The following is a 26,514-nucleotide window of genomic DNA, read 5'->3' as shown; positions in this document are numbered from 1 at the left end:
TCATTAAAAAAGAACGACTTTATTTAACAAGGTAAAACAGAATTTTAAGGCTAATATTATTCTGGACCTAGTTATTATCTAATTATATAATGTGCCAAAATTGATAGCTGTTTGCGCAATACTTCCTATTAAAAACCAAGGTAATATATATTTTTTATTTTTGCTTTCTATATTCATTATAGAAATTATTAAAATCGGGAATCCCATCTCTAGGATCCTAGAAATAGGAGGATATATATAGTAGCAAGAACAATACATAGTTAGCAAAAGAATTGAAATATAACAATCGTCTCGCTCTTTTTTTTCACAACAAATTATAGCTAAAAGAAGAGAAAGGTAAAATATTAGCCCTATTGATGACCCCCTACCCAAAATAGTACCTTCATTTGGGATATATTTAGTGAACACCAGGAAGAATAATAGATTGTATCCTACAATTGTTGCTATTCCAAATAAGAACATACTCGATCTTCCAAAGTTTCTTCTTATTTTGTCTATAGATTCATCAAAGTAATCTAAAAAGATATAAACCACGGAGCCATTATGGATTCCTAGAGCAATTAGCCTTATTAACCTTGATTTTAATGATTTATCTAATTTTGGATAATTGAACGTAGTAAGTACTAAAGCCATTGCAATCCCACTTCTTATATGATTTAAACAGGCTGTTAATACGAAGACATTAGATAAAAGCAATAATAAAATTAGATTATTTCCTTTTGTATTTCTAAATACAGATAATGATATCATGAATGAAATTAAACAACTTAGGTATATAAATGCTTTACCAGGATCAATTATGCTCAGTATCCTAGCTAAAAGATTCCATACTTGTTCTGATGATATTAGCCAAATAGTATCTCTAAATGAGCTAAACGATGATAAACTACTAGTCTCTTTAATATTTAGAATCCAATTAATATATGCATCCCTGTCAGAAAGTGACTCCACAGGAAACAAAAAGATGATTAAGGCAAATACGAGAGAATATATATAGGCTCTATAATCTATAACCGGTTCTATTTTCTTAAGCACTTTCGAATACTTATGTCCTTTTAGTATATACTATGTATCCATTTTATTCCCAGCAGTAGAAATGCTTTTTTTTATACAGCATGTCGATTGATGGATCGACTAATTTCTATTATTTAGACAAAGTTATTCTTTTCATTTAAAGCTTCCTATATATGAACAATAAGCCTAAGGAAATAAAAATAGTATTTCCTTATATCGGGGATACCATTGGTGGAAGTCATGTTTCTTCTGGATTGTTGATAAACAGGTTGAAAGATTTCTGTAACGTATCCATCATATGTACCTCATCAGGTAATTTGGTTAACTATTTCAAGCGAAGTATTCATAAACCTGAAATCTCTTATTTGAAGCTATTTCCTATTCGTAACGTTAAATTTTTCTCAATTACCAAGTATTTTTTGTCTGTATTCAGAATCTTATATTATTTATTAAAAAATAGACCTAGCATTTGCCACATTAATGATGCCCGTACATTAGTTATATGGTCACTACCCTGCTTGTTGTTAAATATTAACCTTGTATACCATTTACGCAGTAGTTATAAGAAGTCAATACTATATCTTGTTTCACTTCTTTTTTGTAAGAAGATAATTTGCATTTCAAAATATGTAAATAAAAGTTTGCCAACTATTCTTCATTCTAAAGCATGTTTAATTTATAATCCTTTTGATCAAAATCACTATATATTTAATTCTTCTAAGGAATATTATAAAATAAAATACTCTAAGCATCTATCTATAAACTCAGAGGATAAATGGATCATAAGTGCTGGAAAGTGGAATAATCAAAAAAATTTTCAACTAGCAATTCAGGCTTTTATTAAAATTAAGGATCAATATCCGAATGTTCAGCTTTTATTGGTGGGAAGCATAACAGATTTAGACTACTTTTCGAGCTGTAAATCATTAATTAACGCCTCTAATTATGGAGATTCAATACATATTACTGGATATAGAGACGATTTATTGAAGTTAATTTATTCAAGTGACATCTTAATGGCGACAGCTACAGACGAAGGACATGGTAGGACTCTCGTTGAGGCGATGTTCCTTAGGACGCCACTCGTTGCAGTAAAATCAGGAGGTTTTGCCGAATTGCTTGAAAATATTGAAGATATTAATCTCGCCGAATTAGATCCTTCTTCATTGTCTTCATGTGTAAGAGTTTTACTTTTGAATTCCTTATCTACAAGTAAGCTTGTAAATAAGTGCTACAAGTATGTAATTGCTAAGTTCAGTCATGATGAACATTTTAAAAGTATAATGAACCTCTATAGAGCATTATGAAAAAAAATATTGCCATAGTAATTTCGAGTCTAGGAGGTGGAGGTACGCAACAATTTGTTTCATCACTTAGCCAGAGACTTATTCAGGAAAACATCAATTTATACATTTACCAATTGGACTATATTGAAACCCATATAGTTATAAAAGGAGCAAAACTTCGAGATCTACGAAGTACAAAAAAAGGCTTAATGAGAAATTATGATCTGATATTTTCAATCAACTATTTTTCTAAATTAGACTCTATAGATACAGTAATTTCTTTTCTTCCAAAAACCAATATTCTTTGTATCCTGTCTTCTCTTTTTAGTAATTATAAGCTTATTATTTGCGAGAGGAATGATCCTCTACGTCAGCCACAACCATTATTGGTCAAAACCCTCAGACGACTTACATATTTTCTCGCGGATGAAATCACAGCTAATACATCTTTTGCAGTCAGGATATTAAAGTCTTGGTATCCAAGCAAAAGAATAACCTATACTCCAAATTGTATTAGAAATGATTTTATAAATCACGCATCTCAGAAAACTAATTCTTTTATAAAAAAAGAGAAAAGTATACTTTCAGTAGGTAGATTTTCTCATCAAAAGAATTTTAAAGAAATCATATCAGCTTTTTCTCTTCTGAAGAATAATGATTTTCATTTATATCTTATAGGAGAAGGTCCTGAAGAAAATAAGTTAAGAAGACTTGCTTATAAGTTAGGAGTCTCAAATCAGATATCATTTGTACCATTCAATAATGATATTTATACTTGGATGTCTCAATCTACGTTATTTGTGCTTCCTTCACTTTATGAGGGCTCACCAAATGTACTATGGGAGGCTGCTTTCCTTAATCTACCTATAGTAGTGTCTTCAAATGTAGAAGGGGCCTTAGATGTACTTCAAGATAAAAATAGCATGTTAACTTACAAATCTGGGGATGTAATAGCTTTAGCAGAATGCATCCAAAATCTTATCAATAACTCTGAATTGAGATCTCATATTTCTAAACAAGCCAAAGATTCTATCACCCTATATGATAAGGGTAATAATCTATCAATATGGTTAGATTTAATCTAATTTTTTATCTTCTATAGATATAAATTAGATAAATCTTTGTTACCAGTTCATAATGAAGAGTTACATATTTTTTCTATATACTATGCATACGAAAAGTGATAAACTATAGTCTAATATCAGCTAGTTCTAATGGAACAATATTTTTTAAATCATATATAATACTTTTCTCACTGATTAAATTTAACCATTTCTTGTGACTCCATTGCTTGAACTCTTTATGAGCAACAGCGACAATAATTGCATCATATTTCCTATTATGATTTAACTTACGCTCTAATTTTATTCCATAGCATTTCTTTCCTTGATTGACGTCACAAACTGGATCAAATATTTCTACCTTCATCGAATACTCTAATGCTCTTTGATATAATGTTATCACTTGTGTATTTCTCATATCTTTACAGTCTTCTTTAAATGTAAACCCTAATATTAATAAATTAGCACCTCCAATTCCAATCGATCTTTTTGCCATACTCATAACTAATCTATCTACTACCCATTTACCCATATTGTCATTTATTCTTCTCCCAGCGAGAACTACTTCAGGCACATAACCAATTTGTTCAGCTTTATGAGTCAAGTAATATGGATCTACGCCAATACAATGACCTCCCACAAGCCCAGGCTTGAAACTTAGGAAATTCCATTTTGTTTCTGCGGCCTTAAGCACATTATTGGTATCTATACCCATTCTGGAAAAGATTATCGCTAGCTCATTAATTAAGGCAATGTTTAGATCCCTTTGAGTATTCTCAATTACTTTCGCTGCTTCTGCTTCTTTTATTGAGGTCGTTTTAAAAGTTCCTGCTTTTATAATGGATCCATACAGAAGATCTATCCAATTAGTTGAGATACCATTACTCCCACTAGTTATTTTCTTTATTGAAGTTAGTGTATGATCTTTGTCTCCTGGGTTTATCCTTTCAGGGCTGTATCCGCAGAAGAAATTATTCTTTTTGTTGTCAGTATTATATTCTAATTTTGAAATATCTTTGATTATTTTTACACAAACTTCTTCTGTAAGACCTGGATAAAATGTACTCTCAAAAATGACAACAGGGTTCGTAGTTTTAACTTTGGCTCTCTCCTTAATAGCTTTACCTATTGTTTCGCATGCACTTTTAATTGCTCTTATATCAGGGTTTTTAGATTTATCTATAGGAGTTGGTACGGTAACAATATAGACGTCAGCTTGTTTTAAATTTGACGTTTTACAAGTGAAATTAATATTCTCACTTATTGAATCTAATTCAATTTCACCAGTTCTGTCATAGCCCTGATTTAGCTCTGAAACTCTTTTTTCATCAATGTCATAGCCTATTACTTTTCTAGATAAGTTTTTGCTTGTTCTTAGACATCTTTTGGCTTTCGAGAACTCAACCGCTAATGGCAATCCGACATAACCAAGTCCAATAACAGCAATAGTACATTTAGTAATGTCGGGAAGATACATTTAATTTTATTTTAGTAAGAATTAACTTGAAGAATTGACTCTTAAATTATTTTGAGATCATGTCTTTTCTAAACTATAAAATTCTAGATACCAATCAATAAATTTAGACACTCCATCTTTTATAGGAGTATTGGGTTTGAAACCCGTCCAACTTTCTAGAGAAGTTGTATCAGCATGAGTTTTCTCTACATCACCAGGTTGCATTGGTAAAAATTCTTTTTTTGCTTTTCTTCCTAATGCTGATTCTATTGCTTCTACATAGTCCATGAGTGGCATTGGACGTGAATTACCAATATTGAAAATTTTGTAAGGTGCCCAACTGAGAGAGGGATCTGGAGCATTTTTGTCAAAATTATTATTTTGATTAGGTGGTTTATCGATAACTCTTATAAGACTTTCAACAATATCGTCAATGTATGTGAAATCCCTTACCATTTCACCATTATTAAATATCTTAAGGCTCTCATTTTCCAGAATTGCCTTTGTAAATAGGAAAAGCGCCATGTCCGGTCTCCCCCAAGGTCCATAAACTGTGAAAAAGCGTAATCCAGTTGTTGGCATGTCATAAAGATGACTGTATGAATGTGCCATTAACTCATTAGCTTTCTTGCTAGCTCCATAAAGACTGACAGGATGGTTTACTCCTTGTTTTTCAGAAAACGGAGTAGTTACATTCCCACCATATACAGAACTACTGCTTGCATAAACCAAATGCTCAATTCCATGATTTCTGCATCCTTCAAGAATTAATCCAAAACCAACGAGATTTGATTGTATGTATGCTGATGGATTTATTAATGAATATCGAACGCCAGCCTGCGCAGCCAGATTGATTACTTTTTTGGGCTTATATTTTAAGAAAATTTCTTCAATCGAATCTTTGTTTTCTATGCTTGCTTCAACCATTTTGAATAGGGTGCCAGTTTCTTTGGCTTTCTTGTATAAATTATTTTCTCGAGCACGTTTCAGAGTTGGATCATAATATGAGTTGAAGTTATCTATACCCACAACAGAGGTAGATCTTTCAAGAAGTCTATTGCAGAGATGATAACCAATAAAACCAGCGGCCCCAGTTACTAGGACATCCATTAATTTAAATATGTTTATAAATAATAATAACATTTACTTGTACGTGATCTTATAGAATATAAATTTATTTCAAAAGAGGTTTTATTTAATTTGGCGATATTTTGGCCCTATCTATTTTTAGGAGTTTTTTTAATAGCTGCATTTACTACATTACTTAGTTTGCCTACGGTTAATAATATTGGGAAGAAATTTGGAATTACTGATTATCCTGATCCGAGAAAAATTCATAAGGTTATAATTGTTCGTTTAGGGGGGGGGGCAATTGTTTTTGGATTTCTTCTTTCTTTGGTATGTTTTTATTTAATTGGAGGCTATCAAAGTCTCCCAGTTAACGCAGGTGATACATTAATAATCCCAATAATTTTAGCATCTATTTCATTCTTTATTCTAGGATTGATTGATGATATCTTTGTGATTTCGTATGAATCTAGGCTTCTTTTTCAAGTTATAACTTCTATTTTTATTTGGGGTAATGGAATTTCAATTAAAGCTCTAGATTTGTCAATAATTAATGTAGCAACTCCTCTTTTACTTAATGATTATATTAGCCTAATTGTTACAGTCGTTTGGATAACAGGTATTACAAATGCAATAAATTGGATTGATGGTCTAGATGGATTGGCTGCGGGAATAGCTACAATTTTTTCATTGGGAATGATTTTTATTGGATTAGGGAATTCTCAATATTTAATTTCGCTACCTTTGGTAGCTCTCTCAGGAAGTTGTTTGGCTTTTTTAAGGCATAACTTTTATCCAGCAAAGATTATGATGGGTGATGGTGGATCATATTTTATTGGACTTATTGTCGCAACAACTAGTATTTTATTGACAACAGATGAACTTACAATACTAAATCCGTTTATTCCATTCATTTTAATTCTTTTACCTATATTTGATATGGTATATGTTATTTTCAATCGAATTAGGAAAGGTCTTTCTCCTTTTTACCCAGACAGAACACATTTACATCATCGTCTAATGAATTTAGGCTTTAGTCATAAAAATACTGTTTTAATTATTTATTGTATTAGTATCGTTGCGGTTTTATTTGGAGTTAGTTTAGTGCAAAATTAGAATAAATTTTTTGCTTTTGACGATTCGTCTAAAGCAAAAAATCAAGGAGGTTCTCATTTTTGTTTAGTTTTTTTATGCTTTATGATTCATGTAGTTTGGTATAGGTAAATTGTAAAGTTTAAGTATATTTGGACATATCTGACAAGTATTAATTGGTTGAGGAATTTTGTTGAAAAATTTACCACTATCAGGACCGTAAGTAATTAATATACCATCGGGTATATGATAACCAGTTCCACTATCTCGTTTCATAAGTTCAAAACCAGCATCTTTTATATTAAAAGTCTTGTTTTTATATGTTAACTTCTTTGTTTGGTTTGTTTTTTCTGTTCTTCTAATTGAAAGGTTAATATTTAGCCCTTCAGGTTCATACCTTTCTTTTAATATTGTTTTACCTCCCATATCTTTGAGATGTTTAATTCTTTCTCTGATTTTCGAAAGAGATTCTTGATCTACATTGCTAATGCATAAATCAGGTTGCATAGCTGGTAGTAAATCATAATTAGATGGATCTAAATCTAATTTTAAGAGTAACTTTTTTAAATCTTGAAGAAACAATTCTGCTATATTTTCACCTCTATCAATGGAACCTTGGCCCATACTACTTACTATCAACAAATTATAACCTATACTTTTTGACATTTTAATTAGACTTTTCATGTGATTATCAGCAACGTCCATCGCCTTAATTATTGAGGCAGAATGAAAATTATCAATTTGGTCTATCTCTAGTTGAAAATCTGATGGGAAGAGATCCCTCCAGTATCTATGCATCATTCCAGCAACATGATTTGTGAAGTATGTGGTAAATGATGGCTCGTATTTATAGACTGCTTTTTCGAAGAGATCGAAAGTTAATACCCCCTGCATAATTGACCTTCTTGCCTTGTATTTGCTATTCATCTGTTCCTTAATTAGGTGACTTGCTGTTTTGAATGCACTGCTTTTTGATAGGTATCCTTTCATTATCAATTGAATAAATTTATAAGCATCTTTAGTTTTAATCGCTCTGCTAATCGCTTTATTTTCTTTTGACAGGTTTAAATTCATGGATTGAAAGTCCTCGAATTCTTTTGGGTGTGAATCTGAGTCTGGCGAAAAGGTATCGGGTAAATAATATGTTATGTTTTCACCTCTAAGAGGAGGATATGACTGCAATGATCCAAAGACACCTACATCTATATTGTTTTGAGAGAGAATTTCCCAGATAGGCTTGTAATGCTTAACAGATGTAAGATCTTGATTTATATATCTTATTTTATGTGAAGAGTTATCAACCCCTCGGTGAACTGTTGGCCAAGTACTCCAAGGATGTAATTCTCCAATGTCCGTCGTAACAGTATTAGCTATAAATCCATTTGTGACGATATCTGAGAGAGCAGATTTTGGCTTTAGTTGAATGTATAGATCTATCAGTTTTCTGGGAACCTCATTAAGTTCATACATTATTAATTTGGCTTTACTGGATGCTGTATCTTTGCTTGAAACCACTTTTATTACAATTGCCAAAAATATACATTATATATTAATTTAATACTAATAACTGGTCAATCAATCTTTCATGATTTTATAAATTAGAAATTAGAAGATATTCTCTTTACTGAACTTATTTTAATGAATAGGTATTATGTATTAAAATTATTCATGCTTAAAATATAAATATAATCATTACTCTTTGTACATTGCATCAGAGAAATATTGAATTCATTAACTATATTAATCTAACAATATTTAACATAATCTGAGAATTTAGTTTTGTTTTCTGACTAATAGAATGCTTGACTTATGTTATTGTATTGCTTGATCAGTTTATTGATACAATCCATTTGAGAAGGAACTTACCTGGTCTAAACCATATGCTGATAAATAAAAATTACAATTCATCACATTACTTTAATCTGATGTTAAAAGTATCATATGTTACTTACTATAATAAAGAGAATTATTGTTGCAATAACTTAAAACAATAAAAGGTTCACATTGATTTTTACACTATTAAAATTTATTAGAAAACTTTTATTAATAGAATGACAATACACTTTGAGACAATTGGTAATGCAACTCTAATTATATATGAAAATAATAAATCACTTATCGCTACCGACCCATGGTTTGATAATGACCATGCTTATTTCGGCTCTTGGAGACTTTCTCATAAGTTTCCTACAAAGCAAAGGGAAGCAATTGAAAAATCTAAATATATTTTCATCTCTCATTTTCATCCGGATCATTTAAATTTAGGGTCATTGAGGCAATGTAAAAAATCAACGATTTTATTGGCTCAGCATTACGGGTCAAGGGTTGAGCAAGAACTTAGAGCATTTGGTTTTATGGTAATTTCCTTGCCTTCCAGAAAATGGATTTCTATTGGGAAGTCTACAAGGATAATGTTATTTAATAATGAAACTCAAGATTCAGCTTTGTTATTGGAATTAACTGATAATGTTGGTGAAAAATCATTGATTTTGAATTTAAATGACACTACTGGTATGGGTTTTGAAAAGGAATTGCAATCTATATCTGCAAAATATAAAAACTCCTATTTATTGCAATTACATTGTTGGGGAGATGCAGACATGATTAATTATATTGATATTCAAGGAAACAGGATTAAACCTAAGTGTGCAGAGAGACCACCAGTTGGCAAAAAGATTCAAGCCTCAATGAAAAAATTTAATTGTAATATTGCTATCCCTTTTAGTACTCATCATCAATATCAAAGAAGAGATTCTTTTTGGGCTAATAAATACATTACACCAGTTAATTTAATGAGTGAAGGATTTATTTCTAATGAGGAGAATCTTCTTCTACCAGCATTTCAAAATATAGAAATAGCTAATGGAACTTTTTTGGCAAATAATATAAACCCAGAGAAGCTCTCTATAACTGAACCAATTCATGAGTCTACTTTTGGCGATGATTGGAACGATGTTCTTGATCTAAGATCAGTCAATCAATGTGTGGATTATTTTAATTCGATTAGTACGTTATTTAAAAACTATAACTCAATTAGCATAAATGTAGGAGGCGTTGATCATGAGATGCTACATGACGGCAAGGGGAAAGCAAAAATTAAATTCTATGCCCCCAAAGTTTCTCTGTTAAAAGCAATACGTAGAGAAATATTTGACGACTTGCTTATCGGTAACTTTATGAAAACCAAAATCACGAATGCTATCAATCTCTATAAGCCTGATTTTACAATGGCTGTAGCTAAATATAGTGACAATGGTAGGGTTAAAACATCAGATGAATTAGAAAAATATTTTAATTACTATACTCATAATAGATCTAGTGATGATATTAAATATATTAATTCCTTATCACTTCGAAAAAAAATAAGTGATCTATTGGGAGAAAAAAATGTAAAGAGAATCAAAGCTCTTTTACCAATGAAGGTTTTTAAAAACTAATTCTCTTAATTTATCATCTATAGAGTTTGATTAACTCACTTAAATTTTATTTTGTTAATTATAGAATGCATTTATTTTATCTTTGCTTTATTAAATTTGTGATTTCTGTTTTTTTTTATTTGATCCTATCAGTAATGATTGAGTGACAATTGTTTCAGTATCGGCTCTGAGTATCTAATTAATGTTAATATTTTTAATAAATTCATTCTTCAATTGAAGTTGTTTTTTACACTTTCAACCATTCCAGAAGAGAATGATGATATGTTTAATGTGTCTTTCATTAGTTTAGTGATCCATTGAATATTGTTTGCCTCATACCAGCGAGAGGAGGTAGTAAAAGGCTCCCACGGAAGAATATTTATCCGCTTTTAGGTAAACCACTTTTGGGATGGTCACTGCAGGAGTGCTTGAAAAGTAAGTATTTAAACAATAAAAACATATTTGTAAGTACTGAAGACAAAGAGATAAAAAAAGTTGGACTTGAATATAGTGTCCAAGTTATTGATAGGCCAAAAGAACTTGCAGAGGATAATATTTGGACTCAAGATGTCATTATTCACTCTAAGAAATTCTTGAACAGTCAAGATATAGATTTCGAAATATTAGTCAGAATTCAAGCCAACTCTCCTCAAATTAAGGCATCAAAAATAGATGAGTGTATTGATAAATTGATAGATAATAACTTATGGGAAGTTTTTACTGTTGATAAAAAAGGAATAGAGGATGGAGCTATTCATGTTCTATTAGATAGATGCATAAATCAAAAAGCTTTAAGTGTTTATAAAGGTGTAGTTACGACTAATTATATAGATGTACATACAATAGATGATCTCAAACTAATTGAGAATGAAATAAGATGAAAGTTTCAATTATTATAACCTGTTTCAACTTAGAAAAATATATCTCAAGAGCTATTAATAGTTGTTTAAACCAAACAATGCCTGAAGATTATTATGAAATCATAGTTATCGATGATCATTCTACAGACAATTCGTGGGAAATTATCAAATCATTTGGAGAATTAGTCAAGCCAATTAGGCTCAAAGAAAATTCAGGAGTTGCTGTAGCATCTAATAATGGAATTATCGCCTCAGAGGGAGAATATATTGTAAGGGTAGATGGAGATGACTATGTAAATAAGAACTTTATTCATACTCTTTATGAAATTCTTTATTGGAACAATGATATAGGCTTTGTCTATTGCGATCATATTATTGTTAATGAAAAGATAGAGAAGCTTCAATCTATTAATTCACTCGAATTGTTACTTGATCATGGAGCCGGAGTTATGTTTAGAAAAAGCTATATTGAATCAATTGGTTTGTACGATGAGTCTTTAAGGAACAGCGAAGACTATGACTTAATCTTAAGATATCTTAAGAATTTTGATGGTTATCACTTGAGACTACCTTATTACAGATATTTCAAGAGACAAGGAAGCCTATCTAGTAAGGCTAAAGAAAGAGATAGAATTAAATTAGAAATTAAGCGACGACAATCTGATAAATTAAAAAATGATTAATACTTTTCCTACTTACCAATAATTTACTTCGATATGAGTAAGAAAGATCTATGGAGTCAAATCAAATTAGGATCTCCTTTCTTTATAGCAGAAGCAGGAGTCAATCATCTTGGATCTTTAGAATACGGTGAGAAATTAATTAAGGAAGCAGCTAATTCTGGAGCACATGCTATTAAGTTTCAGTCTTATAAAGCCAAGAATTTGTGTACTAGAGATGCACCGCGTTTCTGGGACTGGGATGGGGAAATAAAAAAAGAAGGAACTCAATTTGATTCATATTCTGAACTAGATTCATTTGGAGAGAAAGAGCATGCTGAATTAAAGAGATTATGTGATAAATATAATATTGAATTCATGTCAACTCCTTTTGACAATGAGGCAACAGATTATCTTGACCGAATTGGTATTCAGGCATACAAAATCGCTTCTGGTGATCTAACAAATCATCTTTTATTAGAAAATGTAGCTTCAAAAGGAAAAATTATCATGCTTTCTACTGGAGCAGGTTCTATAGATGAAATCAAATCAGCTGTAAATATTGTTAGAAAGGGAACTAATAAAATAGTAATTATGCATTGCAACCTTAAATATCCAACTGCAGATAATGAAATTAATCTAAGGATGATTCATGATTTGAAAGAAGAATTTCCAGACTATGTAATTGGTTTATCAGACCATACTATGAATTTATTGACACCTGCTTTCGCTCATGCATTAGGAGCAAATGTCATTGAGAAGCATTTTACAATTGATAAAAGTCTTGGAAAGAGTGCTGACCATTGGCTTTCTGTTGATCCTCAAGATGTCAAGAAAATCATAGAGTATTTAAAATTATCAGAAACTCTTCTTGGCTTAAAAGATAAAAAGTGTACGAGTAGTGAGGAAAGAGCAAAATTATATGCAAGGAGAAGTATAGTTACAACAGAGGCAATAAAAGCAGGATCTATCTTTACTGAAATGAATCTTTCATGTAAACGTCCTGGAACAGGTATATCTCCAACATTGATCAAAAATATTCTTGGAAGAAAAGCTGCAAGAGATATTTTAGAAGATCAACTTCTTTCAGAGGATGATATAGATTAAGAGTGAACTAATCGTAAGATAATTTTCTCTTTGAGTTATTAATGTAAGAATATTAATTATTATATATACATTCACCTCTGCTAAAAAAGATAATGATATTTGCTTTTTTTCGCTACTTTTTAAAAATAATAATCTTTTTATCATAGAGCAAATTTCTAGTTCAAATTTTCCCTTAATAAATAGCGAAGTATTGAAATTTTATGCTAATAGAAATTCCAAATAATTAGCAAAAATGATTTAAACATTTATTTTTATAAGATTTAGGAACCTCTTTAACCTTTTTTTTTTTAATTTTATCATTAAATAGGGAATCAATCATTTTATTTAATGTATAATTATAAAAAAATAATTTTATATAGATTGTGAAATTTAACAACATAAAAATGATTGACCATATTAAGGAACTATTTCCTATATGCCGATCATTAACGGGGGAAGGAGCTAGAGAGACTCTAAAATATTTTGAAGGATTTCATCCTGAATATCGTAGGCTTAAATTTAAGACTGGTCAAAAGGTATTTGATTGGGAGATTCCAAATGAATGGAATGTTAAGAATGCATACTTAGAGCATATAGAAACTGGAGAAAGGTTTGCAGAATTCCATAAGGACAACCTACATCTTGTTGGCTATTCTGAACCTGTTCAAATTGAGATGGACTTGCATGATTTGTCTAAGAAGATATATACATTAAAAAGTAAACCTAATTGGGTTCCATATGTAACTTCATATTATAAGAAAGATTGGGGTTTTTGCATGCCGGAATCTGTTAAAGAGTCAATGAAGAAAGGCAAATATAAAGTTTTTATTGATTCCAGTTTAAATCCAGGAACTCTTGAATTAAGTCACGCATTGATACGAGGTAAATCTCGAAAGGAAATCTTATTTAGCTCTTATATTTGTCACCCATCAATGGCTAACAATGAATTAAGTGGTCCTGTACTTTTGAACGCATTATTTGATTATATAAAAAGTAATTACGATCAAACTAAATATAGTTATCGTTTTATAATGCAACCTGAAACAATAGGCTCTATCGCTTATCTTTCAAAATATCAAAATCATTTAAAAAAACATATTATCCTTGGATTTAATCTTAGTTGTGTAGGTGATAATAGAGCATATTCATACATAAACACACCTTTTAACGACACCTTAGCAGACGTAGCCATAAGCGCTGCTCTAATAGGACTAAAGAATGTTAAGGCTTATTCATTTTTAAATAGAGGATCTGATGAAAGGCAATACTGTTCACCAGGTATTAGGTTGCCTGTATGTACTTTCTGTAGAAGTAAATTTGAAGAATATCCTGAATACCATACAAATGCGGATAATTTAAATGTTGTCAGCCAAGAAGGACTTGAAGGATCATTTGACGTGATGAAATCCATAATAGATGCCGTTGAAACAGAACTATATCCAAAGATTAAAATCAAATGTGAACCACAATTAGGTAAAAGAAATCTTTATCCAAATCTTTCAATTGCTCGCAAAACTCATCCTGCAAAATCCAGAATGAACTTGATTGCATATTGCGATGGAAAAAAATCAATCTTTGAAATCTCTCATATACTTGATATGAATATAAAGAATTTAATACATGAAATTAAGTTAATAAAAAATGTAAATCTACTAGTCTAATTATCAATTCTTTTTACAAGATTAATCTCAATTGATTAGCATTTTGTATTAATAGTTTACCAATATAAAATCTAAATTAATTGATAAATCCTTTTCTGAAAGAAGAAATTATTTTTTTCTTAAGAGATATAATCAAAAACGATGTGATATTAAACTGATAGAGTAAGTATGTTAATCTTTTTTCATAGCTAAATTCATAAGGATTTATCTTTGTGTTTTATTGCAAGAATAACTAAAGTATGGATTTCTTATGATATCAGTCCTAATTAAAACCTTATAAAATAATTATGTACTTACGATTTATCAAGCCACTTCCAGAATAAAATATAGATAGAACTATCTAAACAATCAATTAATAATTCTTACTTTTAAATAACTTTAAAATGTTAAAACTAATTATAATTATATTATTTAAATTTTATTTTTGTAGAATAGAGCATGAAAAATGTTAATATAACCTTTAAAAACTCATATAAATTCCTATATGAACAGTATCCAAATTGAAGAGGTGCAAGAGGCTCTTGTTAAAAAGATAAAAACTCTAGATATTAAATCCGATGAATGTAAGTCTATTATCGCTTTATTGCCATCTTTGATTCTCGATATTGTACTATTTAGTAATACAACTGTTGATAAATTTACTAAATGCGAATTAGTTATCGACAGAGTAGTTAATAGTTCAAATCCAAACTACCTATACGAAAAGGCTAAGGGTTTATATAGAGTTCTTTATTTTGCGACTAAGAAGCAGAAAATCTTTTTAGCTAATTCCATTATTTCTAAGCCTATAAAGAAGATTGCTTTTGATACTGCTTATTATGATATACATAATTGCTGCTGGGAGAATAAGGATATCGAAAATGTTTATAGGAGCTCTGTTACGTACTTTTTTATAGGAAAAATTACAAGATATAAGACTAATCAAGCAGCTTTAAATTTAAGTAGTCAGATAATTGATGTTATTCTTTCTTTTTTTTCAAAAGACCAACATCAATCATTATCATCTGAGCTTAGTTTACTTTTTTCTCAACGAATCTATTATTCAATATTAGCTACTATTGAACGTTTAAAAACATGTAGGAAGTTATTGCCATGTTCAGCTGAGGAAATCTATCTACCAACACTACATAGCCCATTCAATAGAATTCTAGCTCTTGTACAAATAGAACGTAAATCTACCGTTATTTCATTGGATCATGGTATAGGAATATCATGGATTGGCTGTAAAACAGCAGTAAACAATGAGCTCGATCTAGCTAATCAGTATATTACACATAGTAAACTACATAAAACGTCTTTAATTAAATTAATAGATAGCAGATTTAGGCCTCTTAACTTTATCAAACCTAAAATTATTAGTTCTTATAAGTTAAATCAAAATAGTAAATTAAAGCCCTATAAGTCTCTCAATAAGATACTCTATATTTCAAGTCTTATTTCAGACAAGCCTCATTCTCCGCCTCTCGACCCGCCTGCTAATTATATACAATGGCAAATAAATATAATTAGAAAACTAATCAAGATAGATGATTATCAAGTCTATTTAAGAGAGCATCCCGAATCATTATGGAAAGTTCCTGACATTATTTTGCAGGAATTTCATATAGAGACACTATCTGCTTGTGTTGAAGACTTGCCAAACCATTTTATTTACGTTATTGATAATCCTCAGACTAGTTGTTTTAAGCATGCTATATTAAATAATATACCAGTTGTTTGCATATCACTAAAGTCAAATTTATTATATCCAGAAATTCTTGATGAGATCAATAAATCTCCAAACATAAGATATTTAAAAGCGAAGTTTCTTAATCAAGGAACTCTTTATATAGATGAGTTCGAAATTTATAATGCGATCGCATCCTTACAGACCACAATAGATCTAAGCTATAAATCAGAATTATTTAACTGAAAGTTAATACTATTATCTTTGTATTATTATTTATATGATTTCTTTTTCTATGCCTAATTAAGAAACAATTAATATTAATGGGCTTATATAAAAATTCGTTCTTCTTGCTTAAACCATGAGCTAATTAAATCTTCTTGAAATAATCTGCTGATAGGTTTAAAATCAATTCAACAAGAATGCACAATTGTAAGGGATGCGTAGTAAGCAGGAAGATAAATCTTTCTCCATAAGAAGATCTACCATCCTTGAAGAAATTGACCTTGATGTTGTAGTCAACGCTATTAGAAAAAACGTAAAATTTATTTCTTTATTTGGCTTGATCAGTGCATTTATGAGTGCTTATGTTGCATTGTCAACGGGCAGGACATGGCAAGGAGAATTTCAAATAGTCCTTTCTTTACGAGATGATGCTCCTAAAGAAATGAATGCTGAACTAGGTAATTGGGGAATTTCAAGAATGCCAGGGAAATTAAAAACGGATGTGGAAATCCTAAAGAGTCCTGCTGTTTTAATGGATATTTTTAATTTCATTAAAGGAGAGAAGGCAAAACAAAATAAATCAATAGAAAAAGTAAGATTCAGCGACTGGAAAGATTCAATACAGGTTTCCATGAAAGAAGGGACATCTGTATTAACTGTTAAATATCAAGACAGCGATAAAGAATTAATAATCCCCGTATTAAATAAAGTTTCTAAGGCATATCAAGAATATTCTGGAAGAAGAAGAAAAAGAGCAATAGAGTTAGGCCTCACCTATTTTCAAGAGCAAATACCAATTTATAAAGATAAAAGCGCTAAATCATTTAAGAAAGCGCAGGAATTTGGTTTAGAAAATCAACTATATTACCTTGATGTTCCAACGGCCGCAATTGATAACCTTAATACTATAAATACTGAACAGATTCGAATACAGTCGAAAAAAACAATCAATGACATCGAACTAAAATTAGCTCAGATATCATTGATTAGTGAAGATTCTGATGATTTTGAATATATAATCTCAACAATACCAGAATTAAGCACTTTAACAGAGAAACTAAGAGCAATTCAATCTGAAATAGCTAAATATAGTGTTATCTATACTCCCAAAGATAAAACTATTAAAGATCTACAAAGAGAGAAGAAATTTTATATCAAGTTAATGAAGAGACAAGCTATTGGTCTTATGCAAGCTAAGAAAGGAAAAGCTCAAGATGAGTTCAATCAATCTTTCAGACCAAAAGAGGTAATAATCAAATATCGACAATTATTAAGTGAATTTGTTAAAGATAGGAATACTTATACTGTTCTTGAAAATCAATATAGAGATCTTTTATTAGAAAAATCTAAGATTCAAGATCCTTGGCAGCTTATTACTAAACCTACCTTGCTTCCATATCCCGTAGCCCCAAGAAGGAAAAGAATGGTTTTAATTGGAATTCTCTTGGGTATATCTGGAGCTTCAGCTCTCGCTATCTTGTCTGAAAAAAGTAAAAATATCATTTATTCAATACATGATTTTGATTCATTAACCGACTTCCCTTTGCTGGAAAAGTTATCTCTATATAATAAAACCGCATGGAAGGACTCACTTTCGCTATTAAAAAGTGGTCTTCTAAAAAATCTAGATCAAGGAAATTTAGATCAAAGTCTTTCATTAATCTACATTGGTGAGTTCAAAGATACAGACATTAATCAACTTAATAAGGACGTAAAGGAAATATTTCATATTGAGAGACTAATTTCTACTAACAATTTACTTGAAGCTATTCAATCTGAACACATTATATTAGTTGCCGGAATAGGAGTTACAACTAAGTCAGATCTTTATTCTATAAATAATAAGCTTTTACATCAAAATAATTCTGTAGTAGGATTATTAGTATTAAGTGACTGCAACTCAAAAAATGGATTCTATGAGTTATCAAGAAGCAAATTCTCTAACTTTAGGATTTAACTTTTAGGGTATAAAAATGAATTTTTTAAAATATAAATTACTAGGTGTTTCTTTTCTATTATTCAATTATTTGTTTTTACCAAGTATATCTAATAAAAATAGTCATATCTTGGCAGCTGATCAAAACAAATTGCATTTAAAAGAACTTGATTCGCCTAAAATTCCTTATAAGTTAAGAACTACACTTAAAACACCTAATAAGTCAACAGAATTACTACAAAAAGGTAGATTAATTTCTCAACAAGTCGAAGATCTTCCAACTCAAAATATTAGCTCATCTTCACAAAAATTATCAGACTACATAAGGAAAATACCTGATAATAGCTTTTATATATTAGGCCCAGGTGATTGCTTTCTATTGGAGATTGCACCCAGAGCTAAAGAAATAAACAACACGTATTGTATAGATGGGCAAGGTTTATCTTCATTTCCAAGACTAAAACGTATCTTTATAAGTGGCCTAACTATTGGAGAACTTACTGACGTTTTTAATAAAGAGTACGCTACATATGTCAATGAACCTGATGCAGAAATTAGGATGACCAGATATCGACCAGTTAATGTTTATATAGATGGAGAAATTGATTCCCCTGGCCTATACACTTTGAGTGGATCATCTTTACCTTCAAAAAAAGTAATAGAAGATTTAGTAGACAATTCGGATAACTTTAATCAAAGTTCTGTATACAATACAAATCAATTATTCCCTTCTGTTATAGATGTCCTTAGAAGTGCTGGTGGTGTAACAATGAGAACTGACTTGAGAAGTGTAGAGATCACGAGATTAGGACGATTTACAAATAATAATCGCAAGATTAAGATTATGGTTGATTTAACTAATACACTTAAATTGGAGGACACATCAGATAATATTAGAGTGTTCGATGGAGATAAAATATTTATATCAAAAACTTCAACTCCTATCGCATCTCAGATTAGCCAAGCGATGCAATCAAATATCAATCCAAAATATATTAACGTTATGATTGCAGGAAGAGTTAATAAAGCAGGTAATATTAAAGTCAATGGTTTTTCTACATTAAATGATGCGATGGATCTTGCTGGAGGGAAGAAAATTGTAAGTGGTCCTATAAACTTTATTAGATATAAAAAAGATGGAACAATAGACAGAAGAAACTTCAGGTTTCGGAAGAGTTCAGTTCGTGGTTCTTATAAAAATCCATACCTCCGTAATGGAGATATTATTTACGTAGGTAGAGGTTTACTTGATACTTCCTCTGAAGTACTTTCAGAAATATCATCACCTTTCCTAAACATATTTACTTCAATTGGACTATATAAAGCTTTAACTAATTAGTTTAAATAAAGAAATTAAATAATTCCTAATTATAATTATTTTTATATTTTCTATTACATATAGAGTTCTTATCCTTAAATTATAATATGATATCTATCCTATTCTTTTATGCTATAGTATAATTATATATATTTTTAACTCGTGAAGTATTTAAAACTTTTTTAATCTTAATATATGAAATTTTGACTATTAATATTTTTACAGTTAGAATTAAGATATGGTTGATATTACCAGATTTCCCTCAGATATATTAGTGACTTCATTCCTGAAATCACCATGAAAAATAAAATTACCAAGTATCAATTAAATATAAATGATAAAAAACCTTTCTCACTTGAAGACCAGCTAATTTATTTTGAAGTCTCTGATCAATGTCGTGAATCACCATTTATCCTTGATATAAAGAATGGCTTAGCAACTTATTGCCATCACAATCCAGTGGTTCATGAGGACCCTTTCTTCTATTCTGTTATTTGGGGATCACCTATTATAGAGGATAAAATTGATCATCTCTCTGCTATTCATGTCATAAATAGCAGATCTTGCCTTGATGATATCTCTCTTATCGATGGCCAATTCTTAGCAATTACTCTAAATAAAAAATCCAGCAAAGTCGATGTCATTACAGATAGGTTTAATTCTATAAATATATTTTATGCGTTTGTAGATAATAAGCTGATCTGTTCTAGTTCTTATTATTTTTTAGCAAAAAAGTTAAAGAGACTTAATTCCTTTGAATGGAAGCCTGAGCTCATGTACGAGTTTTTACGTTTAAATAGAGTCTTTGGGACAGAAACGTATGACAAGGAATCAAAGTTCCTTACACCTGCAAGTGTCTTAACTTTTAAGACTAATAAAATATCAGTTAATAGATATTGGAATCCTTCTTTCTATAAGAAAAAATATGGATCTATTAAGAAGGTTTTCAATCGATACTTTCACTTATTACGTCAAAGCACATCAATATTGACAAACGATAAAAAATTCAAAAATAACTTTTTGTTCTTATCTGGTGGTCACGATAGTCGCTCAGTTCTTTCTGTCGCTGATAAGAATATTAAATGCCTAACAGCTTCTTATTCTGACAACTTAGAAGTGGAAATAGCTAGGCGTTGCGCATTCAGTACTAATAATGATTTTATCTTTTGTCAGTTGCCCCAAGACCACCTTATATATTATTTTGACGAGACCATAAAAATAACATCAGGCTTTCATAGTTTTATTGATAGTTTCTTTATTGGCTTTAGCAAGGATATTGTAGGGGAAAGGGCTTTAGCTCTAAATGGCCATGGTCTTGACTATTTTTTTCAAGGTTCATATTTACCATCAAAATGGTTTGTTTTATTTAACAAGCCTCTTTTTATAAAAGTGTTGAGACAATCCAACCTCCCATTTGCTGTTGATTTTGTAAACAATGTTCCTTATAGAGTCAAAGGTGTAGACATTAATACTTTGATTAAGCCTAAATTTAGGAATGAAATTCTTGATAAACTTCTTAGACGAATCAACTGCATTACTGAAAGGTATAAAGATGCTAATCTTTCAAATGAAGAGAAATGGGATTTGCTTACAATTGACACACTTGGAAGACATTACTCTCGTCCAAATATAGATTCTATGAATCTTTTGTGTCATATAAGAATCCCTTCTTTCAATAATCAGCTTTTTAACTTTTTTTTATCGCTTCCAATTAAATATCGTTTAAATGCCGCCTTACCAAGACTTTTATTGAAGCAATCTATCTTAGGCAGTATACCTACTTCTAATTATGGCTTTCCTGCATCAGATCACTTTTTGTTAAAGACATTTAAACAGTTATCCAAAAAGGTTATTCGTTCAATTACTAATATTAATTCATTAAGATGTCCTGTCTCAACTGATAGGACTTTCCCTGATCAGAATAATTTTCTTCGACAGTCACTACATTTGCAAAAACTGATTAAGGAAACTTTCAGTCATTCTAGTGTCCGCAAAAATCTACATTGCTTGGACTGGGATAGGGTTAATCTTGTTTTTAAAGAAACAATAAACGGAAAGGCAAAAGGTGCTCAGTTTCTTTTTGCCCTTTTGACTTTGGGTAGATTTATAATTCTCTTAGAATCTGAAGAATAAATCTTGATCTTTATTACTTATATCAATTCTAAGAAATTATTAGGTTTATCGAAAATTGTTAATATTACTTCCTTTGAGAATTCTTTCTTTTTACTCTTAAGTTCCTTGTTTAAACATTTTGCAGGTAAAATTGAATTTATTAATTAGTGCAATATTAATAATAGGGCTGTAATCGTAATATTTTTTTGATCTTTCAAAATTTACTTAATATACGCTCCTATCTTTTAGTATTCAATTAAAAAATATTCTTTCCAATGGTTGATAGGAGCTCTTCTCAGATGATTAGGTTCAATTGGCAATTATAATAAATATACTGAATTTAGTTCAAGGTGAATATAGCTACTTTAATACCAGCAAGAAGTGGATCCAAATCACTCAAATTAAAAAATATTTACCCATTAAAAGGAATACCATTAATAGCTTATAGCATTAGATCAGCAATGGAAGTAAGCACAGATATCTTTGTATCTTCAGACAGTCAAAGGATTCTTGATGAAGCTTCGAATTATGGAGCAAAGCCATTGTCAAGGCCTCAGAAGTATAGTGATGACTCTGCTAGCACAGAAATTGTTCTCAAACATGCAAATGACGAATTAAATTTAGATTCTAACTACGATCTAGTTTTATACCTCAGTGCTTGTGAACCATTAAGACCAAAAGGCACTATTCTGAGATTGTTAGACAGATATCTTGAATCATCCTCCTCGATTGATTCTATTTTTCATGGCAGGCCAACTCATAGGCACTACTGGTCTCTAACGCCTGAAATTTCTGAAAAGCCAATATTTGATTGGATGCAGGATTATTCACCCAGGCAAGAGGCTCATAATCGGCTTTTACTTGAATGCACAGGTTATGGCCTCATCACTAATCCTAATTTCTGGGCTAATGGAAAACGATTTGGTGGAAAATGCGAATGGATAGAAATACCTGAAACCGTTCCTGATGTTGATATTCATACTCAATCTGATATTGAACTTATAGAAGCTTTAACTGATATTAATCCAAATCTACTTCCATAAAATGAAAAAAGTATCAATTATTATAAGAATTAAGAATGAACAAATATTAACATTATGTCTATGTAAATTCTATTCCAAATCAAACATATAAGCAATTTCAAATAGTGACTTTAGATAACTTATCTTCTGATCTTACACTTAAGACTTAAGATGTATCGCAGGTTTAAATATATAAAATTAATTATACACCATTCATAACTTTCTCATGTTGTCTATTTAGATCTACATTATCTTTTTAGAAATCAATAAGATAGTAAATTATCAGTCAATAAGGGAAAATATAGTTTTATTAGCTTAAACAAAATTACAGTTATTTTTATTAATAAATAATAAATATTAGAGACTTAATTAAATCACATAAATCACATGATCTTTAAACATAATATTTTAGGTTAAGATCAACCAATTATATTTATGAAATAAAATTGCGAATACATTCTGTTTGCTTTATTATTTTTTCTCTTTAAGATATTCAGTAGCCAAGCATTATTCTCTAACGAGAGAGAGATAGCCTCTTCTAAAAATGAGTTTTCAACTATAAGAGTTTTTAATAAAATAGATTTAGACTTTGTGCTTGCCACCTTAAATAAATAAGGAAATTAAATTCTGTAAAAGAAGTTATAGAATATATGTTATTCTTTATTTCTAATACAAGTAGTATTATGAATATCAACCGACATTTAGATGATAGGTATAAAAGAATAAATGAATTTGATGGTCAAATCCAAATGGGGGCAAAAGCTTTTAACTCCAAAACAAATAGAAGTGGAAAAGGAAAACCTTCAAGTGGCTTTTTGATACGAGAACATTCTCAAATAATTGAAGATACAAATACCAATAGGTTTAAAAAGATTTCTCAATCCGATTGGCAAGCTCAACAGCTCTGTCCTGTATGTGACCGCAGCGAAAAAGAACAATATGTAGAGAGATTGGGATTGAATTATGTTAGATGTCAAAATTGTCTTCATGTTTACCAAGATCCTGTCATTAAAAGAGAAGTAGCCGCTAATCTATATTCTGATGATAAAACTACATCAGAGATATATACTGTTGATCTGCAGAAGAATATTGATCGTTTAAAATATAATTACGGTCTAGATCTAATTGATTTAATTAATCCACATGAAAAAAAGAAGGTATTGGATATAGGTTGTGGAGCAGGTGTATTCCTCCAAGAAGCGAATAAAAGAAGCTATTCAGAATGTGTCGGTATTGATGCTAATACCAATTACCAATCAGAATATAAGCATGGCATTGGAATAAGTTATATCTCCAGTACTTTTGAAAATTTAGACCCCTCAGTAATCGGTGCTGAATACGATTTAATTACAATGTGGAGTGTATTAGAACATATCTATAACCCTAAATCTTTTCTTTTAAATCTAAAAAAATTACTTAAACCTGATGGACTAGTATTTATACTTGTGCCAAATTTAAGATCATTAGCTACTAGATTAACAAGAGAAATGTCTCCCTGCTTTAATTGGAAACATCCACATTATTTTCACAAAGGATCTCTAGATCTATTGATGAGTAAGATAGGATTAAATGTTCTACATTTTGAGACAGTGATCTCTGAAATAGATAATATTAAGAGTTATATGTCTGGTGAGTTTCCTTATCATGGATATGGTGATCCTGATAATCTTTTTGATTTTATTACGCCAGAATATATACATGATAACCTTTTAGGAAGTAGATTGATTTCAATTTACGGAATAAAGAAATAATTTGATAATAAATAAGCTTTAAAAAAAATAATATATATAATAAAATAAAGTAACTTAAATCATTTCTAATTCTTTCTCAATTCTAAAACTTTATCACAGTAATTAAATGTTTCTGTATTATGTGAAATCATAAAAACAGTTTTATCAAAGTAAATTTCTTTGATGCGTGATAATACTTTTTTCTCTAATTCTAGATCTAGAGAACTAGTACATTCGTCTAACATTAATACATCTGATTTTCTATAGAGAGTTTTGGCTATTGATACTCTTTGCTTCTGCCCCCCACTCATCGGCATTAGTCTGGCTTCATCTAAATATTGCCTTGGTTGTTTGTATATTTCTAGACATTCACGTAGAGAGAGAAATTCATCTAGTAAGGAGCAATACCACACTTCTTCTAGTCTTCTAATATCTGGCTTGGAATTGCTAAATACGGAGATTATATTGCTAATAATATCAATATCAATCACAAATGGTTGTTGCGAGCAATGGGAAATTGAGTCTCTCCAGTTTATATATGAGCCTGTAGCATAGATGTCTATTCCATTAACAAAAACATTGCCTTTATTTGGTATTACTAGCCCCATTATTATGTCAAGTAATGTCGACTTGCCAGCGCCACTTCTACCTTTTATCCCTATCCACTCCCCCTTGGAGGCATCAAGTGAAATATTCGAAAGAATTTCCTTACCATTTGCATATTGGTGAGAAATACCAGTAGCTTTCAAATAAGAAAAATTTGTCAAATCTGAATTTACTACATATCTAGTAGGATTTTTTTGAACTGTATTTAGCTTCATATAATCTCTTAGCTGAAGTATCGAGTAACTAGATGCTCTTATTGAACTAATGTTCGAATAAATTGCTTGAAATAGTGGTAAGAGTCTTGAAAAAATAACTGTAATCATTAAAAAGTCGATACTAGTTTTGCTATTTCCTTCTAAATTATTAACACTAATTGTTACTGTAATAGTCAGCAATAAGATAGCCAACGACTCAAGAAGAATTTTGGGATATATTCCAAAAAGCTTCACTAAATGTCCTGTAAGTCTTCTTCCTATATCAACTTCTCTATATAAACTTATCAAACTATCTTCTACTGCTTCAAGTTTTATACTCTTAAAAGATCGATATGAATCATTATTATATTTTCTACACTTTTCAAGGAATCGATGTTTTTGTTTTCCAAATCTCCTTATATAATTGCTAGAACATTTTAATATTATTAAATAACTAATACCTAATGTAATAAATATGAGTGTTAACAGTCCTGGGTTTAAAATTAAACCTGTTAATATTAGTCCCGATGAAGTCATTAGAGATATCAGTAAAGTTACAAAAAGGTATATATTTGAGGAGGCTTGATTAGTAGAACTTTCAAGAATATTTACAGTTTCACTCTCACTATAATTGTTGTATTTCATATAATCTGTCTTTGCAAATTTAGCAAAGGCTTTAACAGCAATACTTGATCCAACAAAGGCAGCCCAACGCCCATATTTGTATATAGATAGAAGTCTAATTAGTAATGCGAGGATTACGATAACAATAACCATGTAAAGAATTTGATTTGTGCTTAACATCAATACTTGATTCATAAAACTCGGTAGTGCAATTTTTGACGCATTATTTTCACTCACAAATAACTTAATTAGAAAAGGTACAATCGCACTTATAGATATTGATTCTGCTAGCGATCCGAGTGTAATTAATGGAAATAGATAAATAAATTGTCTTTTGCTTTTTTTATCTATTTGAGACCACAAAAAACATAATATCTCATAACTCCCAAATTTATTGACTTTCATGGTTGGCTATTTATACA

Annotated in this window: 19 protein-coding genes; 14 read left to right on the top strand and 5 right to left on the bottom strand. The window is 30.3% G+C overall.

Annotation, left to right across the window (positions count from 1 at the left end; translation table 11 throughout):
- Positions 1-78 precede the first annotated feature (78 nt).
- Positions 79-1,035 carry an EpsG family protein gene (locus tag AC6EIW_RS04860; protein ID WP_498521442.1) on the bottom strand — a complete coding sequence of 319 codons (957 nt, stop codon included), beginning with the start codon at positions 1,033-1,035 and terminating at the stop codon, positions 79-81.
- Between the two features lie 620 nt (positions 1,036-1,655).
- Between AC6EIW_RS04860 and AC6EIW_RS04855 the strand changes: the two genes are divergently transcribed.
- Together AC6EIW_RS04855 and AC6EIW_RS04850 are read left to right on the top strand one after the other, a co-directional pair.
- Complete coding sequence (locus AC6EIW_RS04855; protein WP_498521441.1) at positions 1,656-2,321, top strand: glycosyltransferase family 4 protein; 666 nt, start codon at positions 1,656-1,658, stop codon at positions 2,319-2,321.
- Positions 2,318-3,385 carry a glycosyltransferase gene (locus tag AC6EIW_RS04850; RefSeq protein WP_498521440.1) on the top strand — a complete coding sequence of 356 codons (1,068 nt, stop codon included), beginning with the start codon at positions 2,318-2,320 and terminating at the stop codon, positions 3,383-3,385. Before AC6EIW_RS04855 ends, AC6EIW_RS04850 begins: the two co-directional genes overlap by 4 nt.
- Before the next feature lie 103 nt (positions 3,386-3,488).
- On the opposite strand, the gene AC6EIW_RS04845 is transcribed toward AC6EIW_RS04850, so the two are convergent.
- Both AC6EIW_RS04845 and AC6EIW_RS04840 read right to left on the bottom strand, forming a co-directional pair.
- The gene (locus AC6EIW_RS04845; RefSeq protein ID WP_498521439.1) at positions 3,489-4,838 is read right to left on the bottom strand and encodes a nucleotide sugar dehydrogenase; all 1,350 of its coding nucleotides are present in this window, start codon (positions 4,836-4,838) and stop codon (positions 3,489-3,491) included.
- 57 nt (positions 4,839-4,895) lie between these two features.
- Positions 4,896-5,960 (bottom strand): NAD-dependent epimerase, encoded by a 1,065-nt coding sequence (locus AC6EIW_RS04840; RefSeq protein ID WP_498521438.1) that lies wholly within the window; start codon positions 5,958-5,960, stop codon positions 4,896-4,898.
- A gap of 57 nt (positions 5,961-6,017) precedes the next feature.
- Here AC6EIW_RS04840 and AC6EIW_RS04835 point away from each other — a divergent pair, with 57 nt between their 5' ends.
- Complete coding sequence (locus AC6EIW_RS04835; protein WP_498521437.1) at positions 6,018-7,001, top strand: MraY family glycosyltransferase; 984 nt, start codon at positions 6,018-6,020, stop codon at positions 6,999-7,001.
- Between the two features lie 72 nt (positions 7,002-7,073).
- Here the strand turns inward: AC6EIW_RS04835 and AC6EIW_RS04830 are convergent, their stop codons facing one another.
- On the bottom strand, positions 7,074-8,492 hold the full coding sequence (locus AC6EIW_RS04830; protein WP_498521436.1) for a hypothetical protein: 1,419 nt from the start codon (positions 8,490-8,492) through the stop codon (positions 7,074-7,076).
- Between the two features lie 536 nt (positions 8,493-9,028).
- Here AC6EIW_RS04830 and AC6EIW_RS04825 point away from each other — a divergent pair.
- The 11 genes from AC6EIW_RS04825 (at position 9,029) to AC6EIW_RS04775 (ending at position 24,689) form a co-directional block, all read left to right on the top strand.
- Positions 9,029-10,414: an MBL fold metallo-hydrolase gene (locus tag AC6EIW_RS04825; RefSeq protein WP_498521435.1), complete on the top strand. Its 1,386-nt coding sequence runs from the start codon at positions 9,029-9,031 to the stop codon at positions 10,412-10,414.
- 296 nt (positions 10,415-10,710) lie between these two features.
- Positions 10,711-11,274, top strand: coding sequence for an acylneuraminate cytidylyltransferase family protein (locus tag AC6EIW_RS04820; protein WP_498521434.1), 564 nt, complete (start codon positions 10,711-10,713; stop codon positions 11,272-11,274).
- Positions 11,271-11,936, top strand: coding sequence for a glycosyltransferase family 2 protein (locus AC6EIW_RS04815; protein WP_498521433.1), 666 nt, complete (start codon positions 11,271-11,273; stop codon positions 11,934-11,936). Before AC6EIW_RS04820 ends, AC6EIW_RS04815 begins: the two co-directional genes overlap by 4 nt.
- A 33-nt stretch (positions 11,937-11,969) precedes the next feature.
- The gene (locus tag AC6EIW_RS04810; protein ID WP_498521432.1) at positions 11,970-13,019 is read left to right on the top strand and encodes an N-acetylneuraminate synthase family protein; all 1,050 of its coding nucleotides are present in this window, start codon (positions 11,970-11,972) and stop codon (positions 13,017-13,019) included.
- A gap of 362 nt (positions 13,020-13,381) precedes the next feature.
- A complete protein-coding gene (locus tag AC6EIW_RS04805) occupies positions 13,382-14,659 on the top strand; it encodes a DUF4910 domain-containing protein (protein WP_498521431.1) in 1,278 nt (425 codons plus the stop codon).
- Positions 14,660-15,143: 484 nt separating this feature from the next.
- Positions 15,144-16,571 (top strand): hypothetical protein, encoded by a 1,428-nt coding sequence (locus tag AC6EIW_RS04800; protein WP_498521430.1) that lies wholly within the window; start codon positions 15,144-15,146, stop codon positions 16,569-16,571.
- Positions 16,572-16,764: 193 nt separating this feature from the next.
- Positions 16,765-18,507 carry a GumC family protein gene (locus tag AC6EIW_RS04795; RefSeq protein WP_498521429.1) on the top strand — a complete coding sequence of 581 codons (1,743 nt, stop codon included), beginning with the start codon at positions 16,765-16,767 and terminating at the stop codon, positions 18,505-18,507.
- A gap of 16 nt (positions 18,508-18,523) precedes the next feature.
- Complete coding sequence (locus AC6EIW_RS04790) at positions 18,524-19,825, top strand: SLBB domain-containing protein (protein ID WP_498521428.1); 1,302 nt, start codon at positions 18,524-18,526, stop codon at positions 19,823-19,825.
- A gap of 276 nt (positions 19,826-20,101) precedes the next feature.
- A complete protein-coding gene (locus tag AC6EIW_RS04785) occupies positions 20,102-21,937 on the top strand; it encodes an asparagine synthase-related protein (RefSeq protein WP_498521427.1) in 1,836 nt (611 codons plus the stop codon).
- 329 nt (positions 21,938-22,266) lie between these two features.
- The gene (locus AC6EIW_RS04780; RefSeq protein WP_498521426.1) at positions 22,267-22,959 is read left to right on the top strand and encodes an acylneuraminate cytidylyltransferase family protein; all 693 of its coding nucleotides are present in this window, start codon (positions 22,267-22,269) and stop codon (positions 22,957-22,959) included.
- Between the two features lie 662 nt (positions 22,960-23,621).
- Positions 23,622-24,689, top strand: coding sequence for a class I SAM-dependent methyltransferase (locus AC6EIW_RS04775; RefSeq protein ID WP_498521425.1), 1,068 nt, complete (start codon positions 23,622-23,624; stop codon positions 24,687-24,689).
- Between the two features lie 65 nt (positions 24,690-24,754).
- Here the strand turns inward: AC6EIW_RS04775 and AC6EIW_RS04770 are convergent, their stop codons facing one another.
- Positions 24,755-26,497, bottom strand: coding sequence for an ATP-binding cassette domain-containing protein (locus AC6EIW_RS04770; protein WP_498521424.1), 1,743 nt, complete (start codon positions 26,495-26,497; stop codon positions 24,755-24,757).
- Positions 26,498-26,514: the final 17 nt, after the last annotated feature.

This window comes from Prochlorococcus sp. MIT2308, from assembly GCF_059772345.1.
The sequence above is the reverse complement of the archived record's forward strand: the minus strand, read 5'-3'. Positions and strand labels throughout refer to the sequence as shown.

Bases quoted from the DNA above. Each gene is read 5' to 3' on its own strand.
- AC6EIW_RS04800 (WP_498521430.1), top strand. From the start codon at position 15,144: ATGAACAGTATCCAAATTGAAGAGGTGCAAGAGGCTCTTGTTAAAAAG.
- AC6EIW_RS04795 (WP_498521429.1), top strand. From the start codon at position 16,765: ATGCGTAGTAAGCAGGAAGATAAATCTTTCTCCATAAGAAGATCTACC.
- AC6EIW_RS04850 (WP_498521440.1), top strand. From the start codon at position 2,318: ATGAAAAAAAATATTGCCATAGTAATTTCGAGTCTAGGAGGTGGAGGT.
- AC6EIW_RS04790 (WP_498521428.1), top strand. From the start codon at position 18,524: ATGAATTTTTTAAAATATAAATTACTAGGTGTTTCTTTTCTATTATTC.
- AC6EIW_RS04815 (WP_498521433.1), top strand. From the start codon at position 11,271: ATGAAAGTTTCAATTATTATAACCTGTTTCAACTTAGAAAAATATATC.
- AC6EIW_RS04810 (WP_498521432.1), top strand. From the start codon at position 11,970: ATGAGTAAGAAAGATCTATGGAGTCAAATCAAATTAGGATCTCCTTTC.
- AC6EIW_RS04770 (WP_498521424.1), bottom strand. From the start codon at position 26,497: ATGAAAGTCAATAAATTTGGGAGTTATGAGATATTATGTTTTTTGTGG.
- AC6EIW_RS04775 (WP_498521425.1), top strand. From the start codon at position 23,622: ATGAATATCAACCGACATTTAGATGATAGGTATAAAAGAATAAATGAA.
- AC6EIW_RS04845 (WP_498521439.1), bottom strand. From the start codon at position 4,838: ATGTATCTTCCCGACATTACTAAATGTACTATTGCTGTTATTGGACTT.
- AC6EIW_RS04825 (WP_498521435.1), top strand. From the start codon at position 9,029: ATGACAATACACTTTGAGACAATTGGTAATGCAACTCTAATTATATAT.
- AC6EIW_RS04785 (WP_498521427.1), top strand. From the start codon at position 20,102: ATGAAAAATAAAATTACCAAGTATCAATTAAATATAAATGATAAAAAA.
- AC6EIW_RS04840 (WP_498521438.1), bottom strand. From the start codon at position 5,960: ATGTTATTATTATTTATAAACATATTTAAATTAATGGATGTCCTAGTA.